At 72.4% G+C, this 13,154-nt stretch carries 7 protein-coding genes; 3 read left to right on the top strand and 4 right to left on the bottom strand.

Annotated features, from left to right (window positions below; all coding sequences use genetic code 11):
* Positions 1-556: 556 nt before the first annotated feature.
* Positions 557-1,111 (bottom strand): MarR family winged helix-turn-helix transcriptional regulator, encoded by a 555-nt coding sequence (locus ACZ601_RS21080; RefSeq protein ID WP_207319605.1) that lies wholly within the window; start codon positions 1,109-1,111, stop codon positions 557-559.
* Positions 1,112-1,267: 156 nt separating this feature from the next.
* Here ACZ601_RS21080 and ACZ601_RS21075 point away from each other — a divergent pair, with 156 nt between their 5' ends.
* Entirely contained in the window at positions 1,268-2,575 is a 1,308-nt protein-coding gene (locus ACZ601_RS21075) for an MFS transporter (RefSeq protein ID WP_469540115.1), read from the top strand.
* 22 nt (positions 2,576-2,597) lie between these two features.
* Here ACZ601_RS21075 and ACZ601_RS21070 read toward each other — a convergent pair whose 3' ends face one another.
* The gene (locus tag ACZ601_RS21070; RefSeq protein WP_469540060.1) at positions 2,598-4,262 is read right to left on the bottom strand and encodes an ATP-binding SpoIIE family protein phosphatase; all 1,665 of its coding nucleotides are present in this window, start codon (positions 4,260-4,262) and stop codon (positions 2,598-2,600) included.
* A 277-nt stretch (positions 4,263-4,539) separates the two neighbouring features.
* Positions 4,540-5,937, bottom strand: a complete 1,398-nt coding sequence (locus ACZ601_RS21065) for an NAD(P)/FAD-dependent oxidoreductase (RefSeq protein ID WP_469540058.1) — start codon at positions 5,935-5,937, stop codon at positions 4,540-4,542.
* Positions 5,938-6,273: 336 nt separating this feature from the next.
* On the opposite strand from ACZ601_RS21065, the gene ACZ601_RS21060 reads away from it, so the two are divergent.
* Both ACZ601_RS21060 and ACZ601_RS21055 read left to right on the top strand, forming a co-directional pair.
* Positions 6,274-7,176: a TetR/AcrR family transcriptional regulator gene (locus ACZ601_RS21060; RefSeq protein WP_440578507.1), complete on the top strand. Its 903-nt coding sequence runs from the start codon at positions 6,274-6,276 to the stop codon at positions 7,174-7,176.
* 332 nt (positions 7,177-7,508) lie between these two features.
* Positions 7,509-9,527: a sigma-70 family RNA polymerase sigma factor gene (locus tag ACZ601_RS21055; RefSeq protein ID WP_469540054.1), complete on the top strand. Its 2,019-nt coding sequence runs from the start codon at positions 7,509-7,511 to the stop codon at positions 9,525-9,527.
* On the opposite strand, the gene ACZ601_RS21050 is transcribed toward ACZ601_RS21055, so the two are convergent.
* Positions 9,514-13,131 (bottom strand): AfsR/SARP family transcriptional regulator, encoded by a 3,618-nt coding sequence (locus tag ACZ601_RS21050; protein ID WP_469540051.1) that lies wholly within the window; start codon positions 13,129-13,131, stop codon positions 9,514-9,516. The genes ACZ601_RS21055 and ACZ601_RS21050 overlap by 14 nt on opposite strands.
* Between the last annotated feature and the right edge of the window lie 23 nt (positions 13,132-13,154).

The following is a 13,154-nucleotide window of genomic DNA, read 5'->3' as shown; positions in this document are numbered from 1 at the left end:
CCTCGAACCTGCCGAAGCAGGTCGGGGTATCAACGTATCTGGCGTTGACTTTTGGCACGCTGTTGAGTTCTCAAGGAACGGACGCTTCCTTTGTACTCACCGCAGAACATTTTCTGGGGCTTTCCTCCGGGCGCTTCCCTTCGGTCTTGCGTTTCCGACTCTATCAGACTCTTTCGTGTCCGATTCCCGGTCGAAGCGGGCCTCGCATTTTCGCTTTCCAGTTCTTCGCTTTCGCGTTTCCCTTTCCGGCGAGTCCGACTCTATCAGATCCTTTCGGGGCTGATTCCCAGTCAGTGGGGCTTGTCTTCCCGGCTGTTGGGCCGTTCCGACGTCTCAAACTCTAGCGGATCTTCCCGGCGGCTCATAATCGAGCCTTCGAAATCAATTTCGGCATACCGAAATTCTCCCGAGTGGGAGATCGTGCTGAGTTTTGGTTGCCGCATTCGCGGCGGATCGGTCGCTACAGAACCGTTCCGGCTCCGTGACAACTCGAAGAACCTTACGGATCGCGGTGGGGCGTGTCAACCCCTCCCCGGCCCGCCCGCGGAGGGGCGGTTCAGTCCAGGTCGGTGAGGCGGCCGCCGGCGTCGGGCTGGGCATGTTCCACCCGGCGCAGCAGCCGGATCAGCATCTCGCCGAGGACACCGCGCTCGTCGCCCGAGAGGTCCTGGAGCAGCTCCTCCTCGAAGTCGGTGGCCATCCGCATCGCCTCCAGCCACTTCGCCCGGCCCTCGTCCGTCAGCTCGACGATGACGCGGACCCGGTTGTTCTCGTCGCGGTCGCGGGTGACGAGGCCCTCGCCCGCCATGCGGTCGATGCGGTGCGTCATCGCGGCCGGGGTGAGCCCGAGCCGCTTGGCCAGCTCCCCAGGACCGAGCCGGTAGGGAGTGCCCGCCAGCACGAGGGTCTTGAGGACCTCCCACTCGGCGTTGCTGATGCCGAGGGCGGCGACCTGACGTCCGTACGCCACGTTCATCCGGCGGTTCAGCCGGCCGAGCGCGGAGACGACCTGCTCGACCTGGGGGTCCAGGTCCCGGAACTCGCGCTGATAGGCGGCGATCTGCTCGTCGAGGCTCGGCTCCTGGAGACCGGGCTCGGTGGTGTCAGACATGGCGCGCAGTATGGCACGCCACCCATAGGCGTCGAAGTCCTTCAATCTGTATTGTTGAGCTTCTAACTTTAGTGCTAAAGTCTTCGGGTTCGAGTCGTTCGGTTCGCTCGATCACATGGCTTCGAGACCTTGAGGTAGGTGAGTGTGACCAGGGAAATGGGTGCAGCGCTGCGGCGGATCCAGCTGGGGAGCGCGCTGAGCGCGTTCGGGCTCGGGTTCACCGTTCCGTATCTGTACGTCTACGTGGCGCAGGTACGGGATCTGGGCGCCGGTACGGCGGGCGTCGTGCTGGCGGTCTTCGCCATGGCGGCGCTCGCCGTCCTGCCGTTCACCGGGCGGGTCATCGACCGTCGCGGGCCGCTTCCCGTCCTGCTCGTCGCCTCGGTCGTCGCTTCCCTGGGCGCGGTCGCGCTCGGCTTCTCCTCGCAGGTGACCGCTTCCGTCCTGTCGGCCGCGGTCCTCGGCGCTGGAACGGCCGTCATGCAGCCGGCCCTCGCCACCATGCTCGTGCGGTGCTCCGACACCGGCACCCGTACCCGGGCCTTCGCCATGCAGTTCTTCCTGCAGAACCTGGGCCTCGGCATCGGCGGACTGGTCGGCGGACAGATCGTCGACACGGAGCGTCCGGCGTCCTTCACGCTGCTGTTCCTGATCGAAGCGGTGATGTTCCTCGTGCTCGGCGCCATCACGGCGACCGTGCGGATGCCTCGTACGCCCGTCGTCGCGGCGGGGGTGTCCGGTGCCGGTGGTGGCGCGGGCGGCGGGATGCGGGCGCTGCTCTCGCACCGAGCCATGGTGCAGCTGTGTGTGCTGGGGTTCGTGGTGTTCTTCGCCTGCTACGGACAGTTCGAGTCCGGGCTCGCCGCGTACGGCACGGAGGCCGCCGGGATCGAGCCCTCCACGCTCGGGATCGCGCTGGCCGCCAACACCGCCGTCATCGTCGTCGCGCAGTTCGTGGTGCTGCGCCTGGTGGAGCGCCGCCGTCGCAGCCGGGTGATCGCGGCGGTCGGGCTGATCTGGGCCTTCGCCTGGATCGTGGCGGGCTACGCCGGGCTCGGGCACGGCAGCCAGACCATGGCCACGGCCGCGATGATCTCCACGTACGCACTGTTCGGGCTCGGTGAGTCGATGCTCTCGCCGACCGTCGCGCCGCTGGTCGCCGATCTGGCGCCGGAGTCGATGGTCGGGCAGTACAACTCGGCCTTCGCCCTGTGCAAGCAGCTGGCGCTCGCGGTCGGTCCCGCCGTGGGCGGGCCCATGGGGGCCTCGCTGCACGGGCCGTACATCGTGACGTTCGTACTGTTCTCGCTCGGGATCACGGCGCTCGCGCTGCGGCTCGGCCGACGGCTCACCCCCGTACAGGACCAGCCCTCGCTCGCGGCTGTGCCGTCTCGGGTGGTGGCGGTGTCGTTGCCGGAGGGTGCGGCGGCCGAGGCGCCGGTCCCGGTCGCCGCTGTGCACTGAGGGCCGGGACCGCGCCACGCTCCTACCGGGGCAGGGCGAATTCGCACCAGACCGCTTTGCCGCCGCCCGGCGTGCGGCGGCTGCCCCAGGACGTGGCGATCGTCGCGACGATGGAGATGCCCCGGCCCGCCTCGTCCGCCGGTTCGGCACGGCGGCGGCGCGGCAGGTGGTCGTCACCGTCCGTGACCTCGATGATCAGCCGCCGGTCGGTGCGCCGCAGGCCCAGGCGCATCGGCGGTGTGCCGTGCTGGAGGGAGTTCGCGACCAGCTCGCCCGCGGCGAGGACGCCCAGGTCGCAGAGCTCCACCGGAAAGCGCCACGACGTCAGGACGCCCGTCGCGAAGGCGCGGGCGCGCGGGGCCGCCTCGATGCCGCCGAGCAGATCGAGCGAGGCGTTGTGGAACAGCTCCGCGACCGGTCCCGTACGAGCGGGGTGCTGGACCACCAGGACCGCGACGTCGTCATCGTGTTCCGCGGTGATGTTGAGGGAGCGCATCAGGCGGTCGCACACCACCTGCGGCGCGCCCTTCGCACCGGAGAGCGCCCGCTCAAGGGCGGCCACGCCCTCGTCGATGTCCTCGCTCCGGCGCTCGACCAGCCCGTCCGTGTAGAGGACGGCGGTGGAGCCGGGCGGCAGCGCGATCGTCCCGGAGGTGTGGATCCAGCCGCCGGTGCCGAGCGGCGGACCGGTCGGGCCCTCGGCGCGGTGCACCGTGCCGTCCTCGTCGCGCACCAGGATCGGCAGGTGGCCGGCGGAGGAGTAGACGAGCAGGCCCTCGTTGGGGTCGTGGACCGCGTAGGCGCAGGTGGCGATCTGGCTGGCGTCGATCTCTGCGGCCAGCCCGTCGAGCAGCTGGAGCACCTCGTGCGGGGGCAGGTCGAGGCGGGCATAGGCCCGCACCGCCGTGCGCAGCTGGCCCATCACGGCGGCGGCGCGCACCCCGCGTCCCATCACGTCCCCGATGACCAGGGCGGTGCGGCCCGCGCCGAGGGTGATGACGTCGTACCAGTCGCCGCCGACCGCGGCGTCCGTGCCGCCGGGCTGGTAGGTGGCGGCGATCCGCAGGTCGTCGGGCTGCTCCAGCTCCTGCGGGAGCAGCGAGCGCTGCAGGGTGACGGCCGTTTCGCGGTGGCGCCGCTCGCTGGTGCGCAACCGCTCCGCCGCCTCCGCGTGGTCGGTGACATCGGCGGCGTACACGAGCACTCCGCGCTCCTGCCCCTTGTCCTTGTCGTGCTGGACCGGGGTGCAGGTCACGGTGTACGAGCTGCCGTCGGCCACCTTGCGGGACTTGACCGTGCGGGGTGTGCCGCTGCGCAGGACCTGGTCCATCAGGGGGAGCAGGCTCAGCTCGGTCAGCTCGGGCATCGCCTCGGCGGCCGGGACACCGGAGGGGCGGGGGCCGAAGGCCGCGGCGTAGGCGTCGTTGACGTACGCGACGCGGTGCTCGGGTCCGTGCAGCAGGGCGACGAGGGCGGGCAGCTGGCCGAGGATGTCGCGGGCGGAGAGGTCCTCCAGGGCGGACGCCGGGGGGCGGGTCGCCGGGGCGTCAGGTCCGTCCTGGGGCGGGCCGGATCCGGTTTCGTCCTGTGCGTACTCGGCGCGGGCCGCCGGTACGGCACTGTGGTCGTCCCGGGCGGCTCGACGCTGCGTACCGGGTAGGCGGGCGCTCCAGCGGGTGAAGTTCACGGAATTTCTGGCCTCGTGTGTCGGTCTGGTCCGCTCGGGCGGGCTGCTTCCTCTGCCGGGCTGCTTCCTCTGCCGGTCCTCTGCCTGTTCTCCTGCCGGGCCGCTTCCGCTGCCGGCCGTGCTCCTGCCTGGCTGTTTCTTCCCGCCGGTCCGGGGCCGGACTGCCGGGAGGGCGCAGCCGGAGCCCGCCGCTGCTGGTTACTGCCGGTCGCCGCCTGCCGGGTCACTCTGTGCAGATGTGAGCCCACCTATGGTCACACGTCCAGTGTGTCGGACCCTACTGACAGTCGTCGCCGTCGCCGCCGGGACGCCTTCCCGCGGCGAGTTCGAACTCGGCCCGGGGGTGTTCCAGCGAGCCGAGGGAGACGATCTCGCGCTTGAAGAGGCCCGCGAGGGTCCATTCGGCGAGGACGCGGGCCTTGCGGTTGAACGTGGGGACCCGGCTCAGGTGGTACACGCGGTGCATCAGCCACGCAGGGTAGCCCTCGAGCCTGCGTCCGTAGACTTGCGCGACACCTTTGTGCAGGCCGAGCGAGGCGACGGAGCCCGCGTAACTGTGCCGGTACTCCGTGAGCGGTTCGCCGTTCATGGACGCGACGATGTTCTCCGCGAGGACCTTGGCCTGGCGGACCGCGTGCTGGGCGTTGGGCGCGGTCTCGCGTCCTGGCTCGTCGGAGGTCAGGTCGGGGACGGCGGCGGCGTCACCGGCGGCCCAGGCGTGTTCGGCGCCCTCGACGGTGAGCTTCGCCGTGCAGCTGAGCCTGCCGCGTTCGTTGAGCGGCAGGCCGGTGGCGGCGAGCAGCGGCGCGGGCTTCACACCGGCCGTCCACACGAGTGTGCGGGTCGGGAAGCGGGAGCCGTCGCTGAGCACGGCCACCCGGTCCTCGCAGGACTCCAGCCGGGTTTCGAGCCGTACGTCGATATTGCGGCCGCGCAGCTCACGTACCGCGTACTTTCCCATCGCTTCGCCGACCTCGGGCAGGATGCGGCCTGTGGCCTCGACCAGGATCCACTTCAGGTCCTCGGCCTTGATGTTGTGGTAGTACCGCGCGGTGTAGCGGGCCATGTCCTCCAGCTCGGCCAGCGCCTCCACTCCCGCGTAGCCGCCGCCGACGAAGACGAAGGTGAGGGCGGCGTCGCGGATGGCTGGGTCGCGGGTGGCGGAGGCGATGTCCATCTGCTCGATCACGTGGTTGCGCAGCCCGATGGCCTCCTCGATGGTCTTGAAGCCGAAGCCGTGGTCGGCGAGACCGGGGACGGGGAGGGTGCGCGAGACGGAGCCGGGCGCGATGACGATCTCGTCGTACGGGATCTCGACGGCTCCGGTGCCGTCCTCGCCCGTGGCCAGTGTGGTGACGGTCGCGACGCGTTTGACCGGATCGATCCGCCGCGCCTCACCGATGAGGATCGTGCAGTCGGGCAGGACCCGGCGCAGCGGGACGACCACATGGCGCGGTGAGATCGAACCGGCGGCGGCTTCCGGGAGGAACGGCTGATACGTCATATAGGGGTCAGGGGTGACGACGACAATCTCCGCTTCGCCGCTTCTCAGCCGCTGTTTGAGCTTCCGCTGGAGACGCAGCGCGGTGTACATCCCGACGTAGCCGCCGCCGACGACGAGAATGCGCACGCCGGGCGGGGGGCCGGGGGGTGTTCCCCCGGAATCTGAAGCCATCACCACCCCATGACGCAACGCGCTCCGGAGTTTGTCCACAGCCCCGGCAAATTGTGTGACCGGAGCTTCCGAACGGGCCGCTCCGGTTGATCGTCGCGGCAATACGGACGCCCCGCAGGTCAGAGGTCGCGGTGGGGGGTACGGGCAGTGGGCGAATCGGTGATCAACCGGTCCTTGTTCCGATCGGGGGGCGCTCCGGGCGGAACTGCCCCCTTCTGCATTGCCCCTGGCTCAACTATGTTCGTGTGTCGTCGGGGTGACGGATGAGAACATCGCTCAACCCGGCAGACACGGCGGGAGTCTCCGGGGGGAGACGTCATAACCGGGGGAACAGTTATGCATATTCAGGAATCGCATTGGCCAACTGCTGCTGTCGCGCCCGAAGGAAACGGGCGGATCGGCGCAGTCGGTGCGGTCGGTGCAGTCGGCACGGTGAGCGGCATCGGGTCATCAGGGGCCCCCGTCTCACCGGGAGCGGTGAGCACACTGAGTGCCGCACTCGGCTCGGGCACCGTCGGCGCGGGAGCGCACGGCCGCTCGGCGCCGCTTCGGGTGGACGCGCAGCGCAATCTGGAACATGTGCTGCGGGCCGCCCGCGAGGTGTTCGGTGAGCTCGGGTACGGCGCTCCGATGGAGGACGTGGCGCGTCGGGCCCGGGTCGGTGTCGGCACGGTGTACCGGCGCTTCCCCAGCAAGGACGTGCTGGTGCGGCGGATAGCCGAGGAGGAGACCTCTCGGCTGACCGACCAGGCCCGGTCCGCGCTGGGGCAGGAGGAGGAGCCGTGGTCGGCGCTGTCGCGCTTCCTGCGGACCTCGGTCGCCTCCGGTGCGGGGCGGCTGCTGCCGCCGCAGATACTGCGGGTCGGGGTGGACAGCGAGGACTCGACGCCGGTCGGCGACGCGGGCGCCGCCCGGGACGAACCCCGGGTGCCGCAGCAGCGGCAGGAGACCGGCCAGGGCGGTGGCCTGCGGGTCGCGGAGCCCCGGCAGGAGCCGGCGTCGGCAGAGTCGGAGATCGACGGCGTCGGCAGTGGAGCGGCCGAGCTGCTGGAGGTCGTGGGCCGGCTGGTCGACCGGGCGCGGACGTCGGGTGAGCTGCGCCGCGATGTGACGGTGGCCGATGTGCTGCTGGTCATCGCGACGGCGGCACCCTCGCTGCCGGACGCGGCTCAGCAGGCGGCGGCTTCGGCCCGGCTGCTGGACATCCTGCTGGAGGGGCTGCGCTCACGTCCTGCGTGAGCGGGGGCGCGGGGGCCGGCTGCCGCCTCGGCGGACCGCCCCCGGCCCGTCGTGGGCTCCGGGGCCCAGGGGCTTCGGAGTCTCAGGGGGCTTCGGAGTCTCCGCGGGTTCCGGAAGCTCCGGGGCCGCTGTCGGCTCGACTGTGCTCATGTCGCTCAACTGCCCCATCAGCACAACCTGTTAGCCCTTCCCCGAACGGGTGTCCGCTAGTGCTCATATTCGGGAGAACGCCCCGGATGAGTGGTTGGCGGGGCTGAGGGGCCGCCACTGCCGCCCTCTGTGGCACGCTTGCCCGGTATTCGGGTCCGAAAGCGCATACGGGGGCGACCGTGATGAGCGGTGACGGGCAGCAGGAAGAGTCGTTCGACGGTGTCTCCACCACGGGTGGCGGCACGGGCGGCGGCTCCGGTACGGGCGGCCTGCCCGCGGAACAGGTGCCGAGCCAGGCCGGACCCGGACGCCAGGGGTCCGGCGAAGAAGAGGACGGCGGCACGGTCCTGCCCGGACCGTGGCCCCCCGCACCGGTCGAGAACCCGGCACCGGCGGGCACGGACGCGGTCCCCGCGCAGCGGGTGGGCGGCGGCCGGAGTGCCGCCGATGCCGCCGGGACGGCCCTCTCCGATGCCGAGTTGATCCAGCGGATGCGGGACGGCGACGACCTCGCGTACGACGAGCTGTTCCGCCGGCACTCGGACGCGGTGCGCAGGTACGCGCGCACCTGCTGCCGGGACGCGCACACCGCCGACGACCTGACGGCCGAGGTCTTCGCCCGGACGCTACAGGCCGTACGGGGCGGCAAGGGCCCGCAGGAGGCGGTGCGCGCCTACCTGATGACCGCGGTCCGGCACGTCGGCGCCGCATGGACGAAGACCGCCAGGCGGGAACAACTGGTCTACGACTTCGCGGAGTTCGCCGCGCAGGCCTCCCGCTCCTCCGAAGTGTCTGACGCGGACACCCTCGATCTCGGTGCCGATGTGCTGGCGATGCACGAGGCCGAGCAGTCGATGGCGATGCAGGCCTTCCGCAGCCTCCCCGAGCGCTGGCAGGCGGTCCTGTGGCACACCACCGTCGAGGAGGAGTCGCCCAGCGACATCGCCCCGCTCTTCGGGCTCACCGCCAACGCCACCTCTGTGCTCGCCAGCCGGGCCCGCGAAGGGCTCAAGCAGGCGTATCTGCAGGCCCATGTGAGCCAGGCGCTCACCTCCGGCGGCGACTGCGCCCGCTACGCGGACCGGCTCGGCGCCTACGCCCGCGGCGGGCTGCGGATGCGCGCCGAGCGGGGCCTGCGCGGACACCTGGACGAGTGCGCGAAATGCCGGCTCGCGGCGGGCGAACTGGCCCATGTGAACGCCGGGATCCCCGCGCTGCTCCCGGTCGCGGTCATCGGCTGGTTCGCCGCCGGATACGCGCTCAAGGCCGCCGGGATCGTGGCGGGCGGAGCGGCCGGTGCGGCGGGCGCGGGTGCCGCGGCCGCCGCGACCGGCGGGGGTTCGTCCGCCGGCTCCGCCGGTGGCGCCGCCGCCTCCGAGGGGCTCGGCGCTCCGGCGAAGGCCGGTATCGCGGCGGCGGTCGCCGTCGCGGCCGCGGCCGGGCTGGTGTGGGCGCTGGTCGGCGACGACCAGCCCCGGCCGGAGGCGAAGCCGGTGGCCAGGCCGCCGGCCGTGGCGCCCGCGGTGCCCTCGCCCGCACCGCCGAAGCCGAAACCGAAGCCCACCCCGCCCCCGAAGCCGGCGCCGCCCGCTCCCGTACCGCCGAAGCCGGAACCCACGCCGACGCCCACACCCACCCCCACGCCGACGCCGACGCCCACGCCGCGGGCGCCCGCACCGCCGCCGCCCGCGCCGAAGCCGACCCCTACACCCACCCCCACACCGACTCCGACCCCGGCTCCCCCGCCGCCGCCCGCACCGGCGCCGGAGGTCTACCAGGTCAACGAGTTGAGCTACAGCCTCCTCGGGGACCACTCCGGCCCCGAGGTGGTGCTCGGGGAGAGCGGCTGGGTCTGGCAGCGGTCCGGGATGTCGGTCGGCGGCACGCGGTACGCCCACGGGGTCACCGTCCACAGCCGCTCGTCGGTCGTCATCGAACTGAACCGCCAGTGCACCCGCTACGAGGCGATGGTCGGCGTGGACGACCTGACCATGGGGCTCGGATCCGTGCGCTTCTCCGTGTTCAACGGCGACGGGGCGCGGCTGTGGCAGTCGCCCGTGATGAACGGCGACGATCCGGCCGTACCGGTGGGCGTCGGCATCGAGGGCCAGGACCGGATCCGGCTCGTCGTGGAGCCGACCACCCCGTTCGGCGGGGTGGCCCTCGCGAACTGGGCCGACTCCCGGATCAGTTGCCGCTGACCGGCGGGCCGCCGGCCCCAGGGGGAGTGACCTCCGGGCCGGTGACCTCCGGGCCGGTGACCTCCGGGCCGGTGACCTCCGGGCCGGTGACCTCCGGGCCGGTGATCTCCGCGAGGAGGCCGACGACTCCGTCGATGGTCAGTGCGTGGCCCGCCGCGCGCTCCTTCTCGTAACTCCGCTCCCCCAGCGCCTCGCGGGCCAGCTGCCCGGCCTCGTCGACCGCCGCTTGCTCCAACTCGGTTCTGGGACCGCAGAGCCGCCAGCTGTCGGCGGCGGCCAGGACGCGTACGGCGGCCGCATGGTGGCCCAGCTTCGGCAGCACGGTCACGAGGGCGTCCGCCAGGTATCCGGTGATGGCCTCCGCGTACTGCCCGTCCCGCGCAGCGACCAGGGCCGCCGCCAGCCCGCGCAGAGCGACGGCAGGACCGCCGTGGGGCTCCGGCTCGTACACGGCGATGCGCGCGGAGAGTCCGTTCAGCAGCGCGGGCATCTGCGTGGGCGGGCTGTTCTCGTCGTCCGTCCCCCGCGCCTCTGTGAGCTTGCGCCGGGCGGCCGCGATGTCGCCCCGGTCCAGGGCGAAGGTGGCGCGCAGGTAGTGGACGTACGCGGACGCGTCGTGCGTCTGGTAGCGCACCGCCTCGGCCTCCGACAGGTCAAGGCCCCGCTCGGCGGCGGCCACGTCGCCGGTGCGGTAGGCGAGTTCGGCCAGCCGGGCCAGCAGGAACGGGGCCTCGGCGTGGGCGCCGACCTCGCGGGCGAGCAGCAGCGCCTCCTCGTAGGCCGGACGCGCCTCCTCGTACCTGCCCCGCATCATGGCCGCCTCCGCCGCGGCGCTCTCGACCTGGGCGCGCATCCAGCGGTCCCCGACGCGGCGGCTCAGATCGCGCAGTTCCACCAGGTCGTCGTCGACCCCCGGCATGCCGCCCGGCATGTCGACGATCATGTGCGTACGGAACATCAGCGAGACGCCGTACCCCCAGTCGTTCCCGTGGACGCGGGCGTTGTCGACGACGGCGTCGATCTTCCGGTGCACGTCCCCCATGTCCTTCGTGCCCAGCGTGATGAACGAGGTCATCGGCCAGAGCAGCCCGGGGAAGCGGGCCGCCTGGGGACCGGACGACATGAACGCGTCGGCCAGCCGTCGCACCAACCCCTCGTCCGGCTGACCGTCGCGGTGCGCGTCCGGCGAACCGCTCTCCGTCTCCAGGAAGAACCGCAGCATGCGCAGATTCATCCAGGGCCAGTAACGGGGGTCGGTGGCGTCGGCGGGCTCCGGGCCGAACGACAGCGCCCGCGCGGTCCAGCTGAGGCCCTCTGTGCGGTAGTTGCGCAGCCACCAGAACCAGCCCATGCCCAGCACCAGCCGCGCGGCGTCCGATTCGGCGGATGCGGTCGATGGGCCGGACCGGCCGGTGTGAGGGGCGGTGGTGCGGTGTAGCGCGGCCCTGATGTTGTCGAGGTCCGTCTCCAGGCACTGGATCCAGGGGAGCTGGTCCGCGGAGCGCAGCTTCGGCTCCGCCTCCTCGACGAGCGAGAGGAAGTACGCGGTGTGTGCCCGCCCTGCCTCGGCCCGTACGTCCGGGGTCTCGGCGCAGCGCTCGATGGCGTACTCGTGGATGGTCTCCAGGAGGCGGTAACGCATGCCGCCGTCGGCGGCCGGGGTGGCGACGACGAGGGACTTGTCGATGAGCGCCCCGATGAGGTCTGCCGTGTGGGCTGTCTTGGCCGTATCGGCTGCGTGGGCCGTGTGGGCTGCGTGGGCCGTGTGGGCTATGTCGGCTGTGTGGGCTATTTCGGCTGTGTCGGCTGCGTTGTGCCCGGCAGGCCTGCCCGGCGTCCTGATCACCGCCTCCGCGGCGGGCAGGTCCCAGCCGCCCGCGAAGACCGAGACCTGGCGCAGGGCGGTGCGTTCGTCCTCGTCCAGCAGGTCCCAGGACCAGTCGACGACCGCGCGCAGGGTCTGCTGGCGCGGCAGTACGGTCCGGCTGCCGCTGGTCAGCAGGCGGAACCGGTCGTCCAGCCGGTCGGCGATCTGGCGCGGGCTCAGCATCCGCAGCCGGGCCGCGGCCAGCTCGATGGCGAGCGGCAGCCCGTCCAGCCGACGGCAGATCTCGGCGACGGCGGCCGCATCGTGTGCGGCCTCCCGCGCGGGGTCGAACCCGGGCCGCACGGCACGGGCCCGCTCGGTGAAGAGACGGTGGGCGAGATCGGCCGGGAGCGGATCCACCGGACGGACGGATTCGCCGGGCACGCCGAGCGGTTCGCGGCTGGTGGCGAGGACGCGCAGCCGGGGGCAGCGGGTCAGCAGCGTCTCGGCAAGCGTGGCCGCCGCGCCGATGACGTGCTCGCAGTTGTCGAGGATGAGGAGGAAGGGGCGGGACCTGGACCAGTGCGCGAGGTGATCCGCGAGCAGGTCGACCGGGTCGGTACGCGGATGCGTTCCTTCGTGGGCGCTGTCCCGCAGCAGGGCCGTCTCGCGCAGCCCGAGCGCGGAGAGCACGGCTCCCGGGACGGCTTCGGGGTCCTCCACCGGGGCGAGTTCCGCGAGCCAGACGTCACCGGCGGCGCGGCCCCCGTGCGCCGCAGACTCCTCGGCCAGCCGAGTCTTCCCCGAGCCTCCCGGACCGGTGAGGGTGACCAGCCGGGAGCGGGTCAGGTCGTCCCGGATGGTGCGGAGTTCGGGCTCGCGCCCGACGAAGGAGGTGAGCCGGGGGCGGAGATTTCCCCGGCATTGCGGCGCCTCGGTCCCGGGTGCGGATGGTTCGAGTGGTGCGGGTGGTGCGGTTGGTTCGGGTGGTGCGGGTGGTGCAGTTGGTTCAGGTGGTGCGGTGAGCTCGGTTGGTTCGGGTCGTGCCAGTGGCGCGGGGTTGAGCAAGGCGTGGTGGAGGGCGGCCAGCTCGGGCCCGGGGTCGGTGCCGAGCCCCTCGGCGAGGGCGCGGCGCGCGTCCTCGTACGCCGCGAGCGCGTCGGCCTGCCGTCCGGCGGCGCGCAGGGCGCGGATGAGCTGGGCCCGGAAGCGCTCGTCGTACGGGTGCGCCGCGGTCAGCTCCACCAGCTCGGGCACGAGAGCCGCCATCGGCCCCGTGGGTCCGCCGGCCGCCGCGCATCGCAGGTCGGCCTCGATGCGGTGCTCCAGTGCGGCCAGCCGGTGGGCCTCCGGACGCAGCGCGTGGCCGTGGTCGCGGTCGGGCAGGTCGGCCAGGGCGGGGCCACGCCACAGGGCGAGTGCCGTACGGAGCGTGCGGGCGGCGTCCTGCGGCGCGTCCGCCTCCAGCTCGGCCGCGCCCTGCCGGGCGAGCCGCTCGAACACGTGCAGGTCCACGTCGGCAGGGGTGGCCGCCAGCCGGTAGCCGCCGGGGGTGCTGGCGAGCGCGTCCCGCCCCAGCACCCGGCGCAGGCGGCCCACGAGGGCCTGGAGCGCGGCGGGGGCGTCCGCCGGGGGATCGTCCGCCCACACGTCGTCGACGAGCTCGGTGATCGGCACGGACCTGCCGGGCCGCAGCGCCAGGGACGCGAGAAGGGCGCGCAGGCGCATTCCGCCGAGGGGCAGCGCGCCGCCCTTCTCGTCTCGCGCCTCCGTGACGCCCAGGATCAGATACCGCACCCCGCCATTGTGTCCCGCCGGTA

Source organism: Streptomyces sp. NPDC104307 (assembly GCF_055584045.1).
Note: the sequence above shows the minus strand (reverse complement) of the source record. Positions and strands in the feature narration are given on the sequence as shown.